Here is a 20,632-nt window from a genome sequence, read left to right as displayed (position 1 = left end):
GACTCCGGGTGTGTTTTACGGAGCGTTAACGAAGGCGACATCGGTCGGAACGGTTGGCGGAGGGACTATGTCGGCTGTTTGGTATACCAAACGGCTGCAGTCCTCCTCCGTCCCCCTGGCTCCTGGAGGCCCCGTGTCCCTCGCCGACCGTGCCGAAGCCACCGGCACAGCAGCGTTCGTCCCCGACCCCCGGCTCACCAACGAAGACCTCGCGCCCGCGGGCAAACGCAACTGGAAGGTCTTCGACCTCTTCGCGATGTGGATGTCCGACGTCCACAACCTCGGCAACTACACGTTCGCGGCCGGCCTGCTCTTCCTCGGCATGAACGTCTGGCAGATCTTCACGTCCCTGCTCGTCGGCTTCGTGATCATCTACATCGTGATGAACATGATGGGCCGCATCGGGCAGCGCACCGGCGTCCCCTTCCCGGTCGTCAGCCGCATCGCCTTCGGCGTCTGGGGCGCCAACATCCCCGCCCTGATCAGGGCCGTCATCGCCATCATGTGGTACGGCATCCAGACCTACCTCGCCTCCGTCGCCGTCAACGTGATGCTGCTGGCGGCCTGGCCCGGCCTGGAGTCCTGGACGCACAACTCCTTCCTCGGACTCGACGCGCTCGGCTGGGTGTCGTTCGTGGCGCTGTGGCTGGTCCAGGCTGCGATCATCAGCCAGGGCATGGAGTCCGTGCGCAAGTTCCAGGACTTCTGCGGACCGGCCATCTGGGTCGTGATGATCGCGCTGGCCGTGTGGATCCTCGCCAAGGCCGGCTGGACCATCTCGCTCACCACCACCCCGAACCCGGTCTCGGTCGGCGAGCAGTGGCGGCAGTGGTTCGGCGCGGTCGGTCTGATCCTCGCCACCTACGGCACGCTGATGCTCAACTTCTGCGACTTCTCCCGCTTCGCGCCCGACTACAAGACGGTCCGCCGCGGCAACTTCTGGGGCCTGCCGGTCAACTCGACGGCCTTCGTGATCCTGTCGGTCGTCGTCACGGCGGGCGCCTTCGAGGTGTTCGGCAAGCAGATCACCGAGCCCGCCTACCTCGTCGCCGAGATCGGCAACACCTGGGTGCTGGTGCTGGGCGCGCTGACGTTCGCCATCGCCACCATGGGCGTCAACATCGTCGCCAACTTCGTCTCACCGGCGTACGACCTCGCCAACGTCTGGCCGCAGAAGATCACCTTCAAGGTCGGCGGCATGATCAGCACGGTCGTGGCGCTGCTGGTGACCCCGTGGAACCTCTTCTCCAACCCCGCGGTCGTCAACTACTTCCTCGGCGGACTCGGCGCCTTCCTCGGGCCGCTGTTCGGCGTGATCATGGTCGACTACTACTGGGTCAAGCGCGGCCGCATCGACGTGGACGAACTGTTCAACGCCCAGCCCCGTTCCCGCTACCGCTACCGCAAGGGCGTCAACCCCAAGGCACTGTGGGCGTTCCTGCCGTCGGCGGCGGTCGCGGCGGTGCTCGCACTGGTGAAGACGTTCAGCGAAGTCGCGCCGTACTCCTGGTTCATCGGCACGGCGCTGGCCTCCGGACTGTACGTGGTGCTGTGCCGCGCCGAGCGCGCCGCCGATGCCGGGGCCGTGCCCGAGAAGCCCGTGGAGGTCTGAGGAAGGTGCGAATCGCCGTCACCAACTGCAACACCACGCAGGAGATGACCGAGGAGATCGTACGAGGTGCCCGGGCCGCGGCAGGCCCGGGCACCACCGTGACCGGACTGACCCCGGCCTGGGGGCCCGAGTCCGCGGAGGGCTGGCTCGACAGCTACCTCTCGGCCGCGGCGGTCATCGATCTGCTGCGCACGTACGACGGTCCGCCGTACGACGCCGTGGTCATGGCGGGCTTCGGCGAGCACGGGCGCGAGGGCGTGCGCGAGCTCGTGGACGTGCCGGTCGTCGACATCACCGAGGCCGCGGCCCATCTGGCCTGTCTGCTGGGACGCCGGTACGGGGTCGTCACCACCTTGGAACGGTCGTGCGGCCAGATCGAGGACAGCCTGGAACTGGCGGGCGTGGGCCGCAACTGCGCCGCCGTCGTCGGAACGGGGCTCAGCGTCCTCGACCTCGGGGACGGGGACGGGGAGCGCACGGAAGAGTCGTTTCTCGCGGCCGCCGAGCAGGCGGGCCGGGCCGGCGCGGAGGTCCTGGTGCTGGGCTGTGCCGGGATGACGGGCCTGGAGCGGGTGGTGGGGGAGAAGCTCGGCCTTCCGGTGGTCGACGGGGTCGCGGCGGCGGTGAAGCTGGCGGAGTCGCTGGTGGCCCTGGGACTGACGACGAGCCGGGCGGGGAGCTATGCGAAGCCCGTGCCGAAGAGGCGGGTGTGGGGGAGGGGGACGGCCTGACATCGGCGCCGCCGCGATGCCGGGCCCCAGGGCCCGCCCACCGCGGCCGCGGTGCCGCACCCTGGGCGCGGCCCACCGCGGCGTTCACGGCCGCCACTCGTACCGCACATCCGGCTCGCGCTCCTCGTTCCCGCTGCCGTCCGTGTACTCGACGGCGACGAAGCCGTGCCGCTCGTAGAACCGGTGGGCGGGCTTGTTGACCTGGAAGGTCCACAGGCTCAGCCCCTGTGGGCTGCGCTCCTTGGCGAGGGCGACGAAGCGGTCGCCGATGCCGCGTCCGCGCCAGTCGGGGTCGAGGTAGAGCTGGGACAGCAGGCTGCCGTTGAGCACCAGCACCCCCACAGTGCCACCCCCGTCCCCGGCCTCGGCCATCCACGTCTCGCGCAGCGGCACCACGACTTCCCGGAAGTAGGCGCGCACTTCGTCGCCGGAGCGGGGGCTGACGACCGTCGGTAGAGCGGCGGCGAAGGAACGCAGCCAGACGTCGGCCACCGCGGCCGCGTCCGGGGCGGTGGCGCGACGCAGGGTGACGACGGCTTCGGGACGGCTCACTGGCGTACGACCTCCTGCTCGCGGCCTTCCGGGACGACGGCCGTCGCCGTGATTTCCACCAACTGCCCCGTGTACCCGAGGCAGGCCACTCCGAGGAGGGTCGACGCATGCGGACCGACGCTCAGCCCGGACGCCTCGACGACTTCCCAGACGGCGGAGAGCACCGCGGGTTCGCCGCTCACCACGTACACATCGGTCGCCAGGACGTGCTCCAAGTCGCTCCCGACAGCCCGCAGTTGCTCACGGAGGTTCGCGATCACCTGCTCGGCCTGCCGCACCGGGTCTCCCGCACCGACCAACTCGCCGTCGGCATCGAGAGGTACCGACCCGGCGAGAAAGGCGAGCCTCGTGCCGGCCTCGACGACACAGGCGTGGGAGTAGGTGGGCGGTGGGAAGAGTGCGGGGGAGGTGACGCGCTGGATCATGACGCTCCTGGGTCGGTCGTCGTCGGCAACCTGCCGATCATCCGCGCGTACGGCCGCGCCCGCATCCCGATTTCCCGGCGTCAGGCCTCTACGACTCTCCACCCACGGCCGCACCTCATTGCTCCGCTCGGCCGCCTCGACCCGCTCCAGCCGGTACAGCCGAACCTGCGGCGCTCCCCGGACCCGGGGATCGAGACTGAGCCGGTCCGGCGCCCCGAGCAGCCGGCGCACCGAGCCGCCGGTCCACCCCCGCAGACGCAGCCCGGCCAACGAGACGTACCGCCGCCCGTCCTCCTCGTGCTTCCCGCAAGCCACTGCCGTTACCTCCCCCGTGCCGCCCGACAGCCCGTCACCCGCGGCTGCCCGTGACGCTCCGTGATGACAACTCCCATTGAAGCGGACCCCACTGACAATCACCCCGGGCGGACGACCGGCGCAGTGGGGGAGGGGCGGCGGTGGGACTTCAGGCCGTCAGAACGATCAGCCGCCGGTCGGGGGTGTTCTCAACTGCCGGAGACCTCAGGACCATCACGCCCCTCAGGACCCCTCTGACCTGCGGGGGGGGGTGCCTCAATTCCGGAGACCGGGGCGGCCGGGGTGCCGGCAGGTCGATCAGGTCGCTGACCCCTGCCACTTCCTGGAGGGTCCGCGCCAAGGAGACCAGGGTCTGCCGGACCGCCGTGATATCGGCGCGCAGCGCCTGCGCGTGCTCCCACTGGCGTTCGTGCGCGACCGGGTCGCGGCCGGGCGGGCGCTGGGACTCGTAGGCCGTCAGGCGGGGGTGCCAGGAGGCGAGGAGCGGCCGCAGGACGCGGTTGAGGACGGTGACCGCGAGGACGCCGAAGCTCACGTGGCCGGGGGCCAGCGGAGGGGCGACGTCGGGGCCGTAACGGCGGAGGATCTCGCGGGTGGTGGTGAAGAAGGTGTAGAGGGAGGAGAGCGCCTCGCGCAGGAAACCCTCGTCCGGATCGAGCTCCTCGACCGATACGCGCGTGACCAGTTCCAGGTACAACTCCCAGGCCGCACTGCGTTCCGCGTCGGCGGGCTCCCATGTACCGGATATCTCGCCGACGAAGGGAATCGTCAGCTTGGCCGTGACCTGCGCCGGGCCGCCAGGGCTCCGCCGCCTGCGCTGCCTGTGTCTCATGATCGCCTCCCCGGTACCCACAGTAGGGTAAGTCGCCGTGTGGGACGTCTTCCTCAGCTACAGCCGCGGTGATGCGGAGCAGGTCCGTCCGCTCGCGCGGGCGCTGCGCGACGGCGGGCTCCGGGTTTTCACCGACGAGACGGGAGTCGCCTCCTTCGCCGGCATCAGCGACACCATCCGGCGCGAACTTGCCCGCTCCAAGGCCCTCCTGGCGTACTACTCCACCGGCTACCCCGAGCGCGAGGCCTGCCGGTGGGAGCTGACCACCGCCTATCTCGCGGGACTTGAGGAGGGCGACCCGCGGCGCCGCGTCATGGTCGTCAACCCGGAACGGGGGACGGACCACATCCACCCGGTGGAACTGCGCGACGCCCGACACGCCCCGAACGACGACCTCGCCGCCCTCGTCACCGACGTACGCGCGCACGTGGCGCGGCTCGACGGCCCGATGACCGCCGGGGAACGCACCGTACGACGTCGGCCGCCGGGCGCACCGCAGCCGCGCCCCGGGTTCCTCGGCCGCCTCTCCGAGCTCTGGCAGGTGCACTCCGCGCTGCACGCCCATGCCGCGCCGCTCGTCACCGGCCGCGCCGCCGCGCACGCCGTCCAGATCCGCGGTATGGCGGGCATCGGCAAGACCGCACTCGCCCAGGAGTACGCCCTCCGCTTCGAGGCCGCGTACCCGGGCGGCGTCTTCTGGCTGGACGGGGAGGCGTACGACGACTCGGTGCCCTCGCACGTCTCGCGCGCCCTCGGCACGGACGACCTCTTCGGCCACTTCGACGCCGCCGGCGAACCGTTCCTCTGGATCGTCGACGGCGTCCCCGCGCGCGGCCACCGCACCGCACGCGAGATCGCGGACATGGCCGCACCCCACCCCTTGGGCCACACCCTCTTCACGCTCCGCAGTCGTGCCTACGACGGACTCGGCACCCCGGTCGACCTGGGTCCCCTCGACGCGCTCCACGCGCGCGTGCTCGTCGGCGGCGAGGACACACCGGCCGACGGGACGCAGGGCCCCGCGCCCGCCCTCGTCGAAGCGGTCGACGGACATCCGCTCGCCCTGGCCCTCCTGGGCCGCGCGGTCCGTGCGGGGCACCCGCCCCACACCCTCTACGACCGCCTGCACGCCCGGGGCGCCTCCCTGTTCGACGCGCTCGCCGACGAGGATGTGACGGGCTCCCTGATCCGCGACGTGGACACCGCGAACGCCGCCGACGTACTGCGCTGCGCGGCCGCCCTGCACCCGCTGCCGCTCACCGTCGAGGACGCGGAACGCGTGCTGGCCGCCGCCGACCGGGTACCGAGAGCCGTCGCCCACCGACACGCCGAGAACGGAGTCGCCGAACTCCGCGTCCGTAGCCTGCTCGCACCCGTCCCCGACGGAGGCTGGCAGCTCCACCCAGTCACCCTGCACGCCTGGCACCACCACGACCCGGCCCCCGCCCGCACCGAAGTCCTGCGCCACACCGCCCTGCGCACCCTGTGCGGCGGCCGTCGCGACCCGGTTACGCTGGCCTTCCCCGGCAGCCGGAGGGAGGCACCCGTGGCAGCATCCAGCGAGTCGGAACGCATGGCCGCCTTCGACATCCAGGTCGAACTGGTCACCCGGATCGGGGTCCAGGAACTGGTGCCGGGCACGGGCAGCCTGCGCGAGGCATTGACCTCCCTGAAGTCGCTGATCGACTTCACGCGCGCGACGCTGCACACGTACAACATCCACCTCGAGCAGGGTTCCCAAGCCGGCGCGCCGACGGTCCAGAGCCTCGCCTACACCCTGATCAACGACGTCATCCGGCCCTTCACCACCACCTGGCACCCCCGCCTCGCCGCGTACGAGGCCCGCTGCCCGGCCGACGTCGCCCCTCTCGACCACGAGACCGCCTGGTTCGAAGCCGAGGCGATGCGCGCCGAACTGGCCGCGCTGCGGGAGCCGTTGCGGCGGATCGCGGAAGAGCTGGGCGGCATCTCCGGGGCCGACTTCGGGGTGGCGGCGGCGGGCTGAGGGCCGCACGCAATCGCGTGGAGCCACGGCCCTCGACTCCGTACGCTGCGACCATGCCCTCCCTGCCCGACCCCTCCCTCCCGGACTCCGGCTTCCTCGACACCACCGCCGACCGCCTCGCCGCCCTCCCCACCGTCCGGGCGGTCGCCCTCGGCGGCTCCCGCGCCCAGGGCACCCACAAGCCCCACAGCGACTGGGACCTGGCCGTCTACTACCGCGGGCCCTTCGACCCCGACGACCTGCGCGCCCTCGACTGGGAGGGAGAGGTCTCCGAGGTCGGCGGCTGGGGTGGCGGGGTGTTCAACGGGGGCGCGTGGCTGACGATCGACGGGCGGCGCGTGGACGTGCACTACCGCGATCTCGACGTGGTGGAGCACGAGGTGGCGGAGGCGGAGCAGGGGCGGTTCCGGGTGGAGCCCCTGCTGTTCCATCTGGCGGGGATTCCGAGCTACTTGGTCGTCGCCGAACTGGCGATCAACCGCGTGCTGCGCGGCGAACTCCCGCGGCCGACGGGCTATCCGGAGAAGCTGCGCACCTCCGCGGCCGAGCGCTGGCACGGGACCGCCCTCGCCACCCTCGCGTATGCCGGGGCCAACCACGCCCCGGCGGGCCGGCTCGCGCAGGTCGCCGGCGCAATCGCCACGGCCGCCATGCAGGCCGGGCACGGCGTGCTCGCGGGGCGGGGGGAGTGGGTGACGAACGAGAAGCGGTTGCTGGAGCGGGCGGGGCTGCGGGACGTCGACGAGATCCTCGGGCGCTTGCGTCCGGAGCCGGACGTGTTGGCCGGGGCTGTCGCCGCTGCGGAGAGGCTCTTCACCTCGTCCTAGAAGTGGCAGCGGGCAGGCCGGGCCCCCGGCCCACCCCCGTTGCGTTCATAAAGAACACGCTTCTCCGGCCGATCGTCACATCCCCGAAATACGGTCGTCCCGTTCTCTCCAAGAACGCGATCTACCGTGGACACCACAGTCCACAGCCCACAGCCACTGCCCGGCCACCGTCGCCCGAAGGCACACCCCCGCCTCGCACAGACGACAGGAGCCCCGTGTCCCGCCCCGCCGCCCTGACCCTTCCGCCCTGGCTTGCCCACGCCCTGCGCGCCCAGCGCGGGCCCGTGCCCTGGAACGCGGTCCTGCGGGGGGCGCTGTCGGCCGGGCCGTTGCTCCTTGTGGCCGTTTTGGTCGACCGTACGCACCTTGGTGTCGTCGCCGCCATCGCCGCCATGCTCGCCGGGATCAATGACCGGCCCGGCAGTCGGCGGGCCTCCGTCAGGCGGCTCGGGGCGCCCGCGCTCGCGGGGGCGGGCGGGCTGCTCGTCGGGACGTATGCCGGGGAGCATGTCGGGGCGGTGACGCTGACCCTGCTGCTCACGCTGGTCGGGCTGGTCGCCGGGAGTGTCAGTGCCGTCGGGCCGGTCGCCTCCGGGGCCGGCACGCAGTTGCTGGTGGCCTCCGCGATCGGGGCCGGGATGCCGTTGCCCGAGCCGGGCTGGCAGCGCGCTGTGGCCTTCGTCGTGGGGGCCGGGTGGCTGCTCGGGCTGCGGCTGGTCCTGCCGACGCCCGGCGCCTTCGCCGGTGACTTCCGCTTCGACGGGGAGCGCGCCGCCGTCGCCGCCGTCTACGACGCCGTGGCGGAGCTGCTCGACGCCGCGGGCAGCCCGGAGTCCACCTCCCGGCGCGCCGCGCTGACCGCCGCGCTCGATCACGCGCAGGACGCCCTCGCCGGGCCCCGGCTGCGGCGCTACGCCAGCTCCGCGGCCGAGCGGCGGCTGCACGCCCAGTACGCCGCCGCGCTGCCGCTCGCCGAGGCCGCCACCGCGCTCGCCTGGACCGGGGAGGCCCTCTCCGGGCGGGCGTCCGAGGGGCCGCGGCGCCTCGCCGAGGCCGTGCGCGCCGGCACCCACACCGGGCCGCTCCCCGCGCCCTCCCGTTCGGCGGCCGGGCTGCGCGCGCTCGACGACGCCCTCCTGCACGCCGCCGAGGCCTTCGACCGGGGCAAGGGGAGCGACCTGCACACGCGTCGGCGTGGGGTCCGGGATGTGCTGCGCACCGCCTTCGGGGCCGGCGGACGGGAGTACGGCCTGCGGGTCGCCCTCTGCTTCGGGGCCAGCGTTGGCGTGGCGCAGGCACTGCACCACGCCCGCTGGTACGGGGATCACCCGCACTGGTACTGGCTGCCCGCCACCGCTGTCTTCCTCGTCAAGCCCGACCTCGGGCCGCTCGCCTCGCGCGTGCTGAACCGGGCGGCCGGCACCGTTCTGGGCGCTCTCCTCTTCGCCGGGTTCGCCGCGGTGCTGCCCCGGCCGGAGGGGCTCATCGCGCTGGTCGCCCTCAGCGGTGCCCTGATACCCGTCGCCACCCGGCACTTCGCCGCGCAGACCGCCGTCGTCACCCTGCTCGTCCTGTCGCTCGTGATGGTGGGTGGCGAGCCGCAGGCGTCCGCCGGCCGGATCGGCGAGACGCTGCTGGCCTGCGCGATCGTGCTGATCGTGGGGCATCTGCCGATGCCGGGGCAGCGCGGCGGGGGCGTCCGCACCCGGCTCGTCGCGGCGAGCGATGCCGCGCACGCCTACCTCGCGCACGTGCTGCGGGAATCCGACGCGCACGTCCTGAGGGTCGGTGTCGGCGGCGACTCGGACGCCCGCGCCGTCCGCTGGACCCTGCGCCGCGAGGCCTACCGCACCCTCGCCGAGGCCCGTACCGCCATCGCCCTCGCCGCGGCCGAACTGCCCGCGCTCGCCCGGCACTCGGAAGGCACGGACGAGGTCGTCGCCCTCCTCGAACGGCTCGTCGACACGACCACCGCGTGCGCCGTCCACCTCGACGACTCCGGGCGGCTCACGCGTCGGCACACCGAGCGGCTCAACGAACTGCTCGACGAGCTCGCCAAGGAACGCGAGCGCGTGGGGCTACGGCTGCCCGAGCTGCCCCTCGCCGTGTAGCCCGCCGAACTGCCCGGCTCCGTCCAGCACCGTGTGCACCAACGCCGTCCCCGGTTCCGTCCGCCCGCCCGGTCCCGGTGTGTGCCTGACCTCCCCCGGGCGCAGTTCGTCCCCGCAGTGCGAGCACGTCACCCGCGCCTGGGCCGTGTGCCCGCACGTCTCGTGGACCAGCACGAGCGGCGGTCCCGCCACCGCCCGGTGCCGGTCGCCCCACGTCAGCAGCGTCAGTACGGTGCCGTACAACTCCCGGCCCGCATCCGTCAGTTCGTACGCGTACCGCACCGGACGCTCCTGGTACGCCACCCGCTCCACGACCCCTTCGGCGACCAGGTGGTCGAGCCGGTCCGCCAGCACGTTGGTCGCGATGCCCAGGTCGGCGCGCAGATCCTCGTAGCGGTTCAGGCCGAGGAAGAGGTCGCGCAGGATGACGACGGTCCACTGGTCCGCGACGACGGCGGCGGCCCGGGCGACCGAGCAGTGCATCCGTGCGAAACGTTCACCTTTCATGCCGCCACGGTAGTCCCTTGCAAACTACAAGTGACCCGCCTAGCCTCTCCGGGGAGAGTCACTTGCACATAACAAGTCGCTTCCGAGTGGGTGCCTTCATGTACCACGCCATCGTCCGCCGCAAGGTCCGCAACCTCTGGCGCACTGTCGGCAGCGGGGAGGGCGGCTGGCGGAAGGCCGTCGCCCTGGCCGCTCCCGACGTGCATTTCCGCTTCGTCGGCGACACCCCGATGGGCGCCGATCTGCGTGGCCGGGCGGGCTTCGCCGACTGGTTCGAACGGTTCGAGCGGACGTTTCCCGGACTACGGCTGACCCTTCAGGACGTCGTCGTCCAGGGCCCGCCCTGGAACACGACCGTGGTGACCCGACTGACCGTCCGGGGCACCCTCGCGGACGGCGGCGCGTACGAGAACGAGGCCGTGCAGTGGGTACGGCTGCGCTGGGGCCGCATGGTCGAGGACACGGTCCTGGAAGACACCCTGCGGCTCGACCAGGCCTGCCGGCGACAGGAGGCGGCTCGCGCCGCGTAGCCCCCGGACCTATCCCACCCGCACCCGCACCCACACCGGTGCGTGATCCGATCCCGGCTCCCCCCGCCGTTCCACCGGATCCGGCCCCACCGACGGCAGTCGCGGCGTGCCGTCGCCCGGCAGGCCCGTCCCGGCCTCCGTCACCCGGTGGACCAGACGGTGGCTGACCAGGACGTGGTCGATGAGCTCGCGGCGCCCGGAATTGATGCGGGAGTAGCGCTGCTCGGCGGGGATGAGAGGGGCCACGTTCCACAGGCGGACCGCATCTCCCCGGTCGGCCGCCTCGAAGCCGGGGGTGCCGATCTCGGAACCGGGCGGGCCGAGCAGGATCTGGGTGGTGGCCGCCCGCACCTCGTCGTTGAGGTCCCCGAGGACGGCCACGTCCCGCTCGCGACCCTCACCGGACAGCAACTCGTCGGCCAGCGCGCGCAGCGTCGCCGCCTCGGCCGCCCGCCGGTACAGGGCGTATGCGCCGTACCGCGCCCGCTCGCCCTCGTCACGCGGCTGGAACCGGCCGCCGGGATACGACAGCAGCTTCGACTTGAGATGGGCGACCGCCACCCGCAGTGGCCCGTCGCCGGTCGCAGCCTCCACCGCCAGGAAGCCCCGCCCCGCCTCCGTCACCGACACGCCCTCGTCGTCCGCCTGCACCTGCCGCAGCTTGGCCGGGAACGCACTCGTGTCGGACAGCACCTCGAAGGGCGTACGACCGATGAAGCCGACCCGGATGCCCCGGCTGTCCGGGCGCCGGGAGAGCGCGAGATGCCACTCGCCGTCCAGCATTCCCGCCAGGTCCCGCAGCGCCTCGGGTTCGCCGACCTCCTGCAGGCCCAGCAGCGCCGGGTCCAGCTCCGTGATCACGGTGGCGAGCGCGGCGAGCTTCGTCTCGTACGCGGCCTTGTCCTGGGGACCGAACGGCCCGCCGGGACGGTAGAGGTTCTCCAGGTTCCAGGTGCCGAGGAGCATGCGGGGCCCCCTTCCAGAAGCCGTCGGGCGGCGGGCGGTGCTGAGGTCAGGGTGCCCGCCCGGCGCGCCCCGGGACAGAGCGGCGACGGAATGCGCGGTTCGGCTCACGCGGGGTGACCACGGCGTCGTACGTTGGCGTAATGAGTGACTCTCCCGCCGATCTCCTCATCACCGGCTGCACCGTTCTCGTGCACGACGAGCAGGAGCGGATCGGATTCGAGGAGGACGCCGCGATCGTCGTACGGGACGGGGTCGTCGAGTCCGTGACGAGTGCCGCCGCGGTCGCGGACCGGCCCGCCGCCGAACGCCTCGACGCCCGCGGCCAGGTCGCCCTGCCCGGGCTGGTCAACTGTCACACCCACGCCCCGATGGTCGCGTTGCGCGGCCTCGCCGAGGACCTGCCCACCGAGGAGTGGTTCAACGACGTCGTCTGGCCGGTGGAGTCCAACCTCACCGAGCGGGACGTGGAGTTGGGGGCACGGCTCGCCTGCGCCGAGATGATCCGCGGCGGCGTCACGTGCTTCGCGGACCACTACTTCAGCATGGACGCGGTCGCTTCGGTCGTCACCGAGTGCGGGATGCGGGCGCATCTCGGCGAGGCGTACTTCTCCTCCCAGGGCCCCCAAGGCCGGGAGAAGTCCCTGGAGTTCGCGCTCCGGCACCGTGGCGGCGCCGCCGGCCGCATCACCACCGCCCTCGCCCCGCACGCCCCCTACACCGTGGACGACGCCGACCTCGCCGCCACCGCCGAACTCGCCCGCCAGCACGGCCTCCCCGTGCACATCCACGCCTCCGAGAACCGCGACCAGACCGACACCAGCCTCGCCCGGCACGGCGTCACCCCGATCGAGGTCCTCAAGCGCACCGGGATCCTCGACACGGACGTCCTGCTCGCGCACGGCAGCGGCATCATCGAACGCGACCTGCCCGTCCTCGCGGGCGCCGCGGGCCGTACGGCCGTCGCCACCGCACCCCGCGGATACCTCAAGTTCGCCTGGCCCACCACCACACCGGTGCGCGCCCTGCACGACATCGGCATCCCCGTCGGACTCGCCACCGACGGCGCCGCCTCCAACAACTCCCTCGACGTGTGGGAGTCGATGGCCCTCACCGCCCTGATCCAGAAGTCCACGACAGGGGACCCGCGCTGGCTGACGTCCCGCCAGGCCCTGCATCACGCCACGCTGCAGAGCGCCCGGGCGGTCGGCCTCGGCGAGGACGTCGGCAGCATCGCGCCCGGACGGCGGGCCGACCTCGTCCTCGTCGACCTCACCGGCCCGCACACCCAGCCCGTCCACGACCTCGCCGCCACCCTGGTGCACAGCGCCCGGTCCTCCGACGTCCGTACGACGATCGTCGACGGCCGGATCCTCATGCGGGACCGCGAGCTGCTGACGATCGACGTGCCCTCCGTGGTCGCGGAGCTGGGGGAGCGGCTGCCCGCACTGGTCGACCGGAGTCACGGCAGGCGGATCCAGGACTACGACACCTGAGCGGGCCCGGAAGACCGGAAGACCGGAAGACCGGAAGAAAAATCTGCGGGCGGCGATGAGTTCCGCGCTTTTGGCCGGTCACCCCTCGGAACGGACCGCTGCCCAGGAGGAGCCATGTCGCTTCCGGAGATCGTCTCGCGTGCCGAGTGGCGCGTGGCGCGTGGCGCGTGCGGAGTTACTGCTGAAGGAGAAGGCCCTCACGCGCGCGCGGGACGCGCTGAACGCCGAGCGGCGCGAGCTGCCGATGGTCGAGGTCGACACGGAGTACGTCTTCGAGGGCGGCGACGGCAAGGCCACGCTGCTCGACCTCTTCGAGGGACGCCACCAACTCGTCGTCCACCATTTCATGTTCGCGCCCGAGTGGGACGCCGGCTGCCGCGGCTGCTCGGCCTTCCTGGACCAGATCGGGCATCTCGCGCACCTGAAGGCACGCGGTACGACCTTCGTCGCCGTGTCGAGAGCGCCGTACCCGAAGATCCTGCCCTTCAAGGCGCGGATGGGCTGGACGGTGCCCTGGTACTCGTCGTACGCGAGCGACTTCAACCACGACTTCGAGGTGACCCTGGAACGCGAGGGGCAGCTCGTCGAGCGGCCGGGCGTCAGCTGCTTCCTGCGGGACCGGGAGAGCGTCTTCCACACCTACTCGACGTACGCACGCGGTCTCGACGGGCTCGGTTCGACCGCCACCCTGCTGGATCTCACCGCGCTGGGACGGCAGGAGGAGTGGGAGGAACCCGAGGGACGCGCGTCGGCTCTCGGGGCGCCGGCGGGCAGTGAGCGCGTCCGGTATCACGATGAGTACGAGGTCTGACACGTTCCGTAGCGCAAGTGACCGTTCGGTAACCAATTCCTCACGCTGCGCGCTGAATACGTGTCAGCTACGTCTCAGTCCCGCAACTGAGCGAGGCGATCGGCCTCTGGAGAGCGTTAACTCCTAACAAGTACGACGCTTTCTGGAGGTGCAGGGTGGTGAACGGGCGAACAGTGCTCGAACGCTTTCCCGCAGGTGGGCCGCGAGGCTCGTGGCCGGCGGAGGAGTTCGCGCAAGCGCGGCGACTTGAAGGGATGCCCGCCGAGGTCGTCATGGATCTCGCGACGGACATGTTCCTGGTGATCGTGCGGAGCGGGGAGGCGGCGGTCGACGCCGTCGCGTGAGGTCAGCCCGCCTTTGGGGCGGGCACCTTCGCCGTGAACTGCTCCGCCTGGAGGGAGTACAGCTCCGCGTAGACCCCACCGGTCGCCAGCAGCTCGTCGGGCGTACCGGACTCCACGAGTCGGCCCTGGTCCAGGACGTGCACCAGGTCCGCGTGGCGTACGGACGCCAGCCGGTGGGTGATGAGAATGACCGTCTGGCCGGTGCCGGCCAGGGCCCGGATCTTCTCGAAGACCTCCAGCTCGGCCCGGGCGTCCAGGGCCGCCGTCGGCTCGTCCACGATCAGGATGCGGCCGCGCCGGTACGCGGCCCGGGCGATCCCCAGCCGCTGCCACTGACCGCCCGACAGTTCGTGCCCGCCGCTGAAGTTGCGGGCCAGCAGCGTGTCCAGGCCGCGCGGCAGGTCCGCCAGCACGTCCTCGGCGCCGGCCTCCCCGACCGCACGCGCCACACGGTCGTCCGTGAGCGGCACCGAGGAGCGGCCGACCGCCACGTTGACGCGGGCCGTGAACGGCCACCGCTTGAAGTCCTGGGCCACCATCGCGACGCGCTCCGCGAGCAGCTGCCGGTCCGCGCCCGCCGCGTCCACGTCGTCCCACAGGATCCGGCCCCGGTCAGGGGCGTACAGCCCGGCCAGCAGCTTGACCAGCGTGGTCTTGCCGGAGCCGTTCTCGCCGACCAGCGCGACGATCCTGCCGATCGGGACGGTGAGCGACACGTCGTCGAGGGCGGGACGGGCGGCGTCACCCGGATAGGTGAAGCTGACGTTCTCGAACCGGATCTCGCGCGGATCGTCCGGCAGGACGGCCCCGCCCACCGGGATCGCCCGCTCTGCCGCCTCCACGTAGAGCCGCTGCAGGTCGCCGACGAAGAGCGCCTCCTCGTGCAGGGCGTTCATCTCCACGACGAGGGTGCCCAGGCTCTGCGAGCCGGTGCGGATGGCGATCACGGCCGTGCCCGCCACCGACAGTGCCATCGCGCCCGCCAGCAGCAGCCCGCCCAGCGTCGCGTACGTCGCCGCCGTCGCCAGACCGGTCCAGCCCGCCGCGATCAGGCCCGTGCGGGCCGCGAGCCGGGCCAGCCGGGCCTGCTCCGCCTCCGCCGTCTCGGACATCTCGCGGAAATGGCGGAGCAGGAACGGGCCCACTCCGTGCACGCGGATCTCGGGAGCCGCCTCGGGTTCGATCAGCAGGGCGCCGAGCAGCCGTCCCGCGCGCGCGTGCTGCACCCAGGTGTGGAAGGACTCGTAGCGGCGGCGCGCGTTGGTCAGCGCGCTCCAGGCGCTCGGGATGGTCATCGTCACCAGCAGCGGCAGCAGTGCCGGGTGCAGCACGGTCAGTACGCCCGCCGCCGCGATCAGCGAGATCATCGCGTTCACCACGCGCGTGGCGTACGAGATCATCCGCCGGGCGGAGGTGGCGCCGTACTGCGCGGTGTCCAGCAGCTTGTGGAAGGCGTGGTCCTCGATCGCGGACAGTTCCACGGTCGCCGCCCGCTCCAAATAGCGCTCGGTCGCCACCCGCTCCACCTTGGGCTCCAGGCGCCCGGTGGCGTAGATCGACGCGGCCCGCAGCAGCGCCCCGACCAGCATCACGGCGGCCATCACGACCAGCGCGGGCGCGGCGCCGCGCAGCCGGTCCTCCATGGCGCCGCCGCCGATCAGCCGGCCCAGCACGCTGTTGACCGCGAGCAGGCTCACCGCCTGGGCCAGGCCTCGGCCCACCTCGGCGGCGACCACGGTCCGGGCGGCGCGGCGGTCGGCCTGCCAGGCGAGCCGGAAGCTGGCCGTCAGCAGGGACGGGAGGCGGGTGAGCATGGCCCGGAAGTTCAGTTCCAGGAACGCGTCCGCGTGCGAGTTCCAGCCCATGTCGTAGCGCAACGGGCCACCGAAGAGCAGCTGCTCCGACTCGGAGACCTCCGGTTTGTCGGGGGTGTCCCTGTCGCCCTCGTCGCGCCTCGTTCCCACCGTCGGCCTCCCGCGCTCGTGGACGGAGGGCCACTATCGCGGGGCGGACATCTGTGGGGGCAGGGCGCGGGCCGAAGAGACGGGTGCGCGCGGGCGCACGACCGGTGGCCTAGGCGCTGACCGGCCGGGACCAGGTGGGAGTGGTGCCGGTGAGCCGGCACAGGGCCAGGAAGAGCGGTATCGGCGGGGTGTACGGCAGCGAGCCGTCCGGCCTGTGGATCAGGTCGGGGACGGCCGGCGCGGCGGGGACCGTCGCTCCGGTGGCGTACCGCGCCGGGGCGGGCCACTCCAGGGCGTAGTCCGAGTCGGACGGAACGATCCACCACCAGTGCGTCTCGTCGGCGTAGACGCACCCCACCTGCGGCAACCGGGATCTCAGCAGCGGGCCGAAGCGGGCGGGCACCGCCACCGCGTCACAGCCCAGCGGGGCCGCCATGCCCTCGGGCAGAGGCAGCCGCAGCGGGTCTCCCGGCGTGCGGAGCCCGCGTCGGAGGCGGACCAGCGAGTCCAGGGTCAGCACCTGGCCGCCGGGGCCGGCCCTCACATCCTCCCCCGATCCCGGCCCTGCTCGATCGGAGGGAAGGCCGGGGACTCCGTCCCGTGGTGACGTGCTTCGGTGTCGGGCAGCGCGCGGTGATGTGCCGTTTCTTCGGACGCCGGGCGTGCGGGTTCTGCTGACGCCGGGCGTGCCGCCTCTTCTGGCGTCGGGCGTGAGGCTGCGTCGGATGCCGGGCGTACCGCCTCTTCGGACGCCGGGCGTGCCACCCGGTGGTGCGCCGCCGGCTCGTCCTCCTCGCCCGAACCGCCGGACGGCTCCGGCTTCGGGCGGGCTCCCCAGCCCAGGTCGTTGCGCGGGACGGCGGTGTCGTCGCGAGGGGTGTCGCCCTTGTGCGGCAGCTCCGCCCAGACCAGCAGGCCGGGGCCGTGCTCGTGGGCGCCCCAGCTGTGACACAGGGCGTCGACGAGGAGCAGTCCCCTCCCGTGCTCCTCCTCGGGCCGCTGCGGGGACGGGTGCGGCTCACCGGGCGCGCAGCCCTCGTCACGCACGGCTATGCGCACCAGGTCGTCCCCCTCGTGCAGCTCGCAGACGACGCGGCGGCTCGCGGTGTGCATGATGGCGTTGGTGACCAGCTCGGAGACCACCAGGGCCGCCGAGTCACAGGTGTCCTCGCCGACCGACCAATGGGTCAGCCTGGCCCGTGCCAGCCGTCTGGCCTGCGCGGGAGAACCCGGATGTGCGGCCAGCTCGAATCGGAACCGGCGCGCGGCGCCGGCCCTGTCAGGGCCCGCTTCGGCGGCGGCGCCGAGACCGGTGGGGCGGTCCGCAGCGGCGTCTGTTCCTAAGGGCGGGGACGGAATCACGCTTGCCACTATCGCCCCGCCGTGAACACTTGGCAAGTGTCACTCTGAAAAATGCAGAGTGCTGTATGACGCCGTGAAGTGCCGTGGCACACTGCTCGCAACAGCACGTCGAGCGGCGCCAGTTGAGATCAGCGAAGATCCGTACAGGTCTTCGAATAGGTCTTCGAATGGCGCCGTAAGGCTGTCAGCATGCTGTGTGGCCGGCCCGATGTGTGGAGGTGGAGGGTGAGCGAACCGCGGTCCGCGCCGACGGTCGGCCAGGTCGTCCTCGGTCGGCGCCTGCTGGACCTGCGGGAACGCGCCGGCCTCAAGCGCGAGGAGGCCGCTCGCATCCTCCGCGTCGCCCCGGCCACGGTCCGCCGTATGGAGATGGCCGAGGTCGGACTCAAGATCCCGTACCTCCAACTCCTCCTGAAGGCCTACGGTGTCACCGACCTGGAGGCCGAGGGCTTCGTCCAACTGGCCGAGGAGGCCAACCAGCCCGGGTGGTGGCAGCGCTTCCACGACGTCCTGCCCGGCTGGTTCTCGATGCACGTCAGCCTGGAGGGCGCGGCCGCCCTCATCCGCCAGTATGAGCCGCACTTCGTTCCGGGCCTGCTGCAGACCGAGGACTACGCGCGCGGCGTCCTGCGGTCCGGGGCCATCGGCCAGACCAGCCCCGACGACATCGAGCGCCATGTCGACCTGCGCATGCAACGCCAGGAACTGCTCACCCGTCAGGATGCCCCCCGGCTGTGGGTCGTGATGGACGAGACCGTGCTGCGCCGCCCTGTCGGCGGCCCGGAGGTGATGCGTGCCCAGATCGACAAACTGCTCGACGCCACGAAGCTGCCCAACGTCGCGTTGCAGGTCGCCCCGTTCGCCAACGGGCCGCACCCCGGCACGTACGGGCCCTTCGTGCTGTTCCGATTCGCCGTGCCGGAACTCCCGGACATGGTTTACAGCGAGTACCTGACCGGCGCGGTCTATCTGGACGCGCGCGCAGAGGTGGCGACCCATCTCGAGGTCATGGACCGCATGGCGGCGCAGGCCGCTACGGCACATCGCACGAAGGAGATCCTCCGGGATCTCCGCAAGGAGTTGTGAATGGATCGCATCAAGCCGCGCATACGGGTCTACAACGGTATGCCCGCGCGGGAGTTGGGCAGCGAGGGCTGGCACAAGCCGTGGAGCGGCGGCAACGGCGGGAACTGCCTGGAGGCGATGAAGCTCGCCGACGGCCGGATCGCCGTCCGCCAGTCCACCGACCCGGACGGTCCGGCGCTGATCTACACCCCGGACGAGATGACCGCGTTCATCGAAGGCGCGAAAGCGGGGGAGGCCGACTTCCTGTTGTCGTGACGTGATTGGCTGACGCTCACTCAACTTCCTTGTAATGCACTGATTTGATAGACATTGATGGACATTGATGGGTACTGAATTAATGGTTGAGATCGACACCGGCAAGCCCCACCCGGCCCGGATGTACGACTGGTACCTCGGCGGCAAGGACAACTACCCCGTCGACGAGGCCATGGGCCGGCAGATGCTCACCCTCGACCCGCGGGTCCCGGTCATGGCCCGGGTCAACCGGGCGTTCATGCACCGGTCCACGCGCTGGCTCGCCGAGCACGGCGTACGCCAGTTCCTGGACATCGGCACCGGCATTCCCACCGAGCCGAACCTCCACCAGATCGCCCAGCGGGTCGCGCCCGACGCGCGGGTCGTCTACTGCGACAACGACCCGATCGTCCTCGCCCACGCGGGCGCCCTGCTGCGCGGCACGGACGAGGGGGTGACCGAGTACCTCCAGGCCGACGTGCGGGATCCGGACGCCATCATCGAAGGCGCCCGGAAGATCCTGGACTTCGGCCGGCCGGTGGCCCTCTCGCTCGTCGCGCTGCTGCACTTCGTCCCCGACGAGGACGGCGCGCACGCGCTGGTCGGCCGGCTGCTGTCCGAACTGCCCTCAGGCAGCTACCTGGTGGTCAGCCACGCGACCGCCGACTTCACGCCCGAGGAGTCGGCGGCGGCCACCGAGAAGCTCAACGCCGCCGGCGTCACCCTGGCGCTGCGCTCCCGCGAGGAGTTCAGCCGCTTCTTCGACGGCCTGGAACTCGTCGAGCCGGGTGTCGAGGTGCCGCACCGGTGGCATCCCGAGCTGGGCGAGCCGGTCCCCGGGCAGGACGACGGGGTGATTCCCGGGTACGGGGCGGTGGGGCGGAAGCCCTGATCGCAGGGTCTTGCGGCAGCGTTGCAGGGCCTCGCCCTCAGAGTGAGGACCAGATCCGCCGGGGCGCGTCCACGAGACGGCTCACGACCACCACCGGCAGCGGCGGCTGCTCCGCCTTGCTGGGGCTGAGGTTCAGCCCGTAGTAGATCTGCTCGATCGACGGCGGTCCGACCGCGAGATTGCGCCGGACCGCCGAAGACGACGACTGCTCTCCGGTCTGCACGAGATACGCCGCGGCCATCGCGCCCGTACGGCCGACTCCCGCACCGCAGTGCACGAACACCGGCCCGGACGACTTGGCGACGATGTCGAAGAAACGCTGTACCTGCTCGGGCTTCGGCGTCTGCCCGTCGCGAATGGGCAGGTGTACGACCTTCAGCCCGGCGTTTCCGGGTCCGGCGAGCTGGGACGCGCTCAGATCCTCGGCGCGCAGGTCGACCACCGTGGTGATGCCCATGCCCGCGAGTGCCTGGTAACCGGCGGGAGAGGGCGCGGCACCGCGCCACAGCCGTCCCTCGGCGTCGACCGGCTGGAAGTGGTGCACGCCCTGCACCGTACGGGTCCCGGCGGGCGCCGGGGTCTCCTCGCGTGCCATGTACGACAGGCCCAGGATGCCCAGGGCGCCCGTGGCCCACAGGGCGAGGTAGCCGAGGACCACGAAGAGGAGGATCCGCAGCGCACGCCGTGACAGCGGGCGCGGGCGCGGGCGGAGGGCAGGAGGGGGCAGGGTGGCGCTGAGGACAGCCATGGGCGACCCGGGGGGCTGGGGGGACGGGGTGTGCCTCGCATGCTAACCCGGGCGAGCTATGGCGGTCTTGTCGGTGTACGGGCTGCTATGTGATCGCGGATGGAGTCGAGGGGCGTCGATTCCCGTCATTTTCGGGTGATGCCGGTGTCATTTTGCGACTTTCGTCACCTTCGGGGTCAGGCGTCTGTGAGTGTCGTCGCCGTCGGGTTCAGTCGTCCCTACGTTGTTCATCGGGATGAGCGAGCCATTCGTAGGGTTGGCTCACCCAGGGGCGCTGGGTGTGGC

General features: G+C 71.8%; 19 protein-coding genes and 2 pseudogenes. 12 read left to right on the top strand and 9 right to left on the bottom strand.

From position 1 onward, the window contains the following. The first annotated feature begins 133 nt into the window (after positions 1 to 133). The gene (locus AC5P09_RS45435) at positions 134 to 1,612 is read left to right on the top strand and encodes an NCS1 family nucleobase:cation symporter-1 (RefSeq protein WP_493879546.1); all 1,479 of its coding nucleotides are present in this window, start codon (positions 134 to 136) and stop codon (positions 1,610 to 1,612) included. Positions 1,613 to 1,617: 5 nt separating this feature from the next. After that, positions 1,618 to 2,343, top strand: a complete 726-nt coding sequence (locus tag AC5P09_RS45430; RefSeq protein WP_493879545.1) for an aspartate/glutamate racemase family protein — start codon at positions 1,618 to 1,620, stop codon at positions 2,341 to 2,343. A gap of 84 nt (positions 2,344 to 2,427) precedes the next feature. On the opposite strand, the gene AC5P09_RS45425 is transcribed toward AC5P09_RS45430, so the two are convergent. The 3 genes from AC5P09_RS45425 to AC5P09_RS45415 all read right to left on the bottom strand — a co-directional run bounded on the left by AC5P09_RS45425 (position 2,428) and on the right by AC5P09_RS45415 (position 4,467). Next, positions 2,428 to 2,895, bottom strand: a complete 468-nt coding sequence (locus tag AC5P09_RS45425; protein ID WP_493879544.1) for a GNAT family N-acetyltransferase — start codon at positions 2,893 to 2,895, stop codon at positions 2,428 to 2,430. Continuing rightward, positions 2,892 to 3,320 (bottom strand): RidA family protein, encoded by a 429-nt coding sequence (locus AC5P09_RS45420; protein ID WP_493879557.1) that lies wholly within the window; start codon positions 3,318 to 3,320, stop codon positions 2,892 to 2,894. Before AC5P09_RS45420 ends, AC5P09_RS45425 begins: the two co-directional genes overlap by 4 nt. Positions 3,321 to 3,783: 463 nt before the next feature. Further along, on the bottom strand, positions 3,784 to 4,467 hold the full coding sequence (locus AC5P09_RS45415; protein ID WP_493879543.1) for a hypothetical protein: 684 nt from the start codon (positions 4,465 to 4,467) through the stop codon (positions 3,784 to 3,786). A gap of 37 nt (positions 4,468 to 4,504) precedes the next feature. Here AC5P09_RS45415 and AC5P09_RS45410 point away from each other — a divergent pair, with 37 nt between their 5' ends. The 3 genes from AC5P09_RS45410 to AC5P09_RS45400 all read left to right on the top strand — a co-directional run bounded on the left by AC5P09_RS45410 (position 4,505) and on the right by AC5P09_RS45400 (position 9,410). Continuing rightward, positions 4,505 to 6,472 carry a TIR domain-containing protein gene (locus AC5P09_RS45410; RefSeq protein ID WP_493879542.1) on the top strand — a complete coding sequence of 656 codons (1,968 nt, stop codon included), beginning with the start codon at positions 4,505 to 4,507 and terminating at the stop codon, positions 6,470 to 6,472. A gap of 53 nt (positions 6,473 to 6,525) precedes the next feature. Continuing rightward, positions 6,526 to 7,299 carry a nucleotidyltransferase domain-containing protein gene (locus AC5P09_RS45405; RefSeq protein ID WP_493879541.1) on the top strand — a complete coding sequence of 258 codons (774 nt, stop codon included), beginning with the start codon at positions 6,526 to 6,528 and terminating at the stop codon, positions 7,297 to 7,299. A gap of 215 nt (positions 7,300 to 7,514) precedes the next feature. Continuing rightward, positions 7,515 to 9,410, top strand: coding sequence for an FUSC family protein (locus AC5P09_RS45400; protein WP_493879540.1), 1,896 nt, complete (start codon positions 7,515 to 7,517; stop codon positions 9,408 to 9,410). Here the strand turns inward: AC5P09_RS45400 and AC5P09_RS45395 are convergent. Further along, positions 9,378 to 9,917 (bottom strand): winged helix-turn-helix transcriptional regulator, encoded by a 540-nt coding sequence (locus AC5P09_RS45395; RefSeq protein ID WP_493879539.1) that lies wholly within the window; start codon positions 9,915 to 9,917, stop codon positions 9,378 to 9,380. The genes AC5P09_RS45400 and AC5P09_RS45395 overlap by 33 nt on opposite strands. 98 nt (positions 9,918 to 10,015) lie before the next feature. Here AC5P09_RS45395 and AC5P09_RS45390 point away from each other — a divergent pair, with 98 nt between their 5' ends. Then, positions 10,016 to 10,447 carry a nuclear transport factor 2 family protein gene (locus AC5P09_RS45390; RefSeq protein WP_493879538.1) on the top strand — a complete coding sequence of 144 codons (432 nt, stop codon included), beginning with the start codon at positions 10,016 to 10,018 and terminating at the stop codon, positions 10,445 to 10,447. Between the two features lie 9 nt (positions 10,448 to 10,456). Here the strand turns inward: AC5P09_RS45390 and AC5P09_RS45385 are convergent, their stop codons facing one another. Continuing rightward, complete coding sequence (locus AC5P09_RS45385; RefSeq protein WP_493879537.1) at positions 10,457 to 11,413, bottom strand: endonuclease/exonuclease/phosphatase family protein; 957 nt, start codon at positions 11,411 to 11,413, stop codon at positions 10,457 to 10,459. A gap of 140 nt (positions 11,414 to 11,553) precedes the next feature. Between AC5P09_RS45385 and AC5P09_RS45380 the strand changes: the two genes are divergently transcribed. From AC5P09_RS45380 to AC5P09_RS45370, 3 genes and pseudogenes are all read left to right on the top strand, one after another. Then, the gene (locus AC5P09_RS45380) at positions 11,554 to 12,906 is read left to right on the top strand and encodes an amidohydrolase (protein WP_493879536.1); all 1,353 of its coding nucleotides are present in this window, start codon (positions 11,554 to 11,556) and stop codon (positions 12,904 to 12,906) included. 114 nt (positions 12,907 to 13,020) lie between these two features. Next, a pseudogene (locus AC5P09_RS45375) lies at positions 13,021 to 13,717 on the top strand (DUF899 domain-containing protein). A 158-nt stretch (positions 13,718 to 13,875) separates the two neighbouring features. Next, complete coding sequence (locus AC5P09_RS45370) at positions 13,876 to 14,061, top strand: DUF8839 family protein (protein ID WP_493879535.1); 186 nt, start codon at positions 13,876 to 13,878, stop codon at positions 14,059 to 14,061. 2 nt (positions 14,062 to 14,063) lie between these two features. Here AC5P09_RS45370 and AC5P09_RS45365 read toward each other — a convergent pair whose 3' ends face one another. The 3 genes and pseudogenes from AC5P09_RS45365 to AC5P09_RS45355 form a co-directional block, all read right to left on the bottom strand. Next, positions 14,064 to 15,926 (bottom strand): ABC transporter ATP-binding protein, encoded by a 1,863-nt coding sequence (locus tag AC5P09_RS45365; RefSeq protein WP_493879556.1) that lies wholly within the window; start codon positions 15,924 to 15,926, stop codon positions 14,064 to 14,066. A gap of 208 nt (positions 15,927 to 16,134) precedes the next feature. Beyond that, on the bottom strand, positions 16,135 to 16,569 hold the full coding sequence (locus AC5P09_RS45360) for a hypothetical protein (protein WP_493879534.1): 435 nt from the start codon (positions 16,567 to 16,569) through the stop codon (positions 16,135 to 16,137). 221 nt (positions 16,570 to 16,790) lie between these two features. Next, a pseudogene (locus AC5P09_RS45355) lies at positions 16,791 to 17,396 on the bottom strand (ATP-binding protein); the annotation flags it as partial. Between the two features lie 216 nt (positions 17,397 to 17,612). On the opposite strand from AC5P09_RS45355, the gene AC5P09_RS45350 reads away from it, so the two are divergent. The 3 genes from AC5P09_RS45350 to AC5P09_RS45340 all read left to right on the top strand — a co-directional run bounded on the left by AC5P09_RS45350 (position 17,613) and on the right by AC5P09_RS45340 (position 19,599). Then, a complete protein-coding gene (locus AC5P09_RS45350; protein ID WP_266441327.1) occupies positions 17,613 to 18,473 on the top strand; it encodes a Sco1979 family transcriptional regulator in 861 nt (286 codons plus the stop codon). Continuing rightward, the gene (locus AC5P09_RS45345; RefSeq protein ID WP_266441329.1) at positions 18,474 to 18,728 is read left to right on the top strand and encodes a DUF397 domain-containing protein; all 255 of its coding nucleotides are present in this window, start codon (positions 18,474 to 18,476) and stop codon (positions 18,726 to 18,728) included. A gap of 82 nt (positions 18,729 to 18,810) precedes the next feature. Next, positions 18,811 to 19,599 carry an SAM-dependent methyltransferase gene (locus tag AC5P09_RS45340; protein WP_493879533.1) on the top strand — a complete coding sequence of 263 codons (789 nt, stop codon included), beginning with the start codon at positions 18,811 to 18,813 and terminating at the stop codon, positions 19,597 to 19,599. A gap of 37 nt (positions 19,600 to 19,636) precedes the next feature. On the opposite strand, the gene AC5P09_RS45335 is transcribed toward AC5P09_RS45340, so the two are convergent. Then, positions 19,637 to 20,347, bottom strand: a complete 711-nt coding sequence (locus tag AC5P09_RS45335; protein ID WP_493879532.1) for a fused DSP-PTPase phosphatase/NAD kinase-like protein — start codon at positions 20,345 to 20,347, stop codon at positions 19,637 to 19,639. Positions 20,348 to 20,632: the final 285 nt, after the last annotated feature.

Source organism: Streptomyces sp. a15, assembly GCF_059026085.1.
This window is presented reverse-complemented; position numbering and strand designations above follow the sequence as displayed.

Bases quoted from the DNA above. Each gene is read 5' to 3' on its own strand.
- AC5P09_RS45395 (WP_493879539.1), bottom strand. From the start codon at position 9,917: ATGAAAGGTGAACGTTTCGCACGGATGCACTGCTCGGTCGCCCGGGCC.
- AC5P09_RS45390 (WP_493879538.1), top strand. From the start codon at position 10,016: ATGTACCACGCCATCGTCCGCCGCAAGGTCCGCAACCTCTGGCGCACT.
- AC5P09_RS45420 (WP_493879557.1), bottom strand. From the start codon at position 3,320: ATGATCCAGCGCGTCACCTCCCCCGCACTCTTCCCACCGCCCACCTAC.
- AC5P09_RS45415 (WP_493879543.1), bottom strand. From the start codon at position 4,467: ATGAGACACAGGCAGCGCAGGCGGCGGAGCCCTGGCGGCCCGGCGCAG.
- AC5P09_RS45365 (WP_493879556.1), bottom strand. From the start codon at position 15,926: ATGGGCTGGAACTCGCACGCGGACGCGTTCCTGGAACTGAACTTCCGG.
- AC5P09_RS45385 (WP_493879537.1), bottom strand. From the start codon at position 11,413: ATGCTCCTCGGCACCTGGAACCTGGAGAACCTCTACCGTCCCGGCGGG.
- AC5P09_RS45335 (WP_493879532.1), bottom strand. From the start codon at position 20,347: ATGGCTGTCCTCAGCGCCACCCTGCCCCCTCCTGCCCTCCGCCCGCGC.
- AC5P09_RS45405 (WP_493879541.1), top strand. From the start codon at position 6,526: ATGCCCTCCCTGCCCGACCCCTCCCTCCCGGACTCCGGCTTCCTCGAC.
- AC5P09_RS45340 (WP_493879533.1), top strand. From the start codon at position 18,811: ATGGTTGAGATCGACACCGGCAAGCCCCACCCGGCCCGGATGTACGAC.
- AC5P09_RS45380 (WP_493879536.1), top strand. From the start codon at position 11,554: ATGAGTGACTCTCCCGCCGATCTCCTCATCACCGGCTGCACCGTTCTC.
- AC5P09_RS45345 (WP_266441329.1), top strand. From the start codon at position 18,474: ATGGATCGCATCAAGCCGCGCATACGGGTCTACAACGGTATGCCCGCG.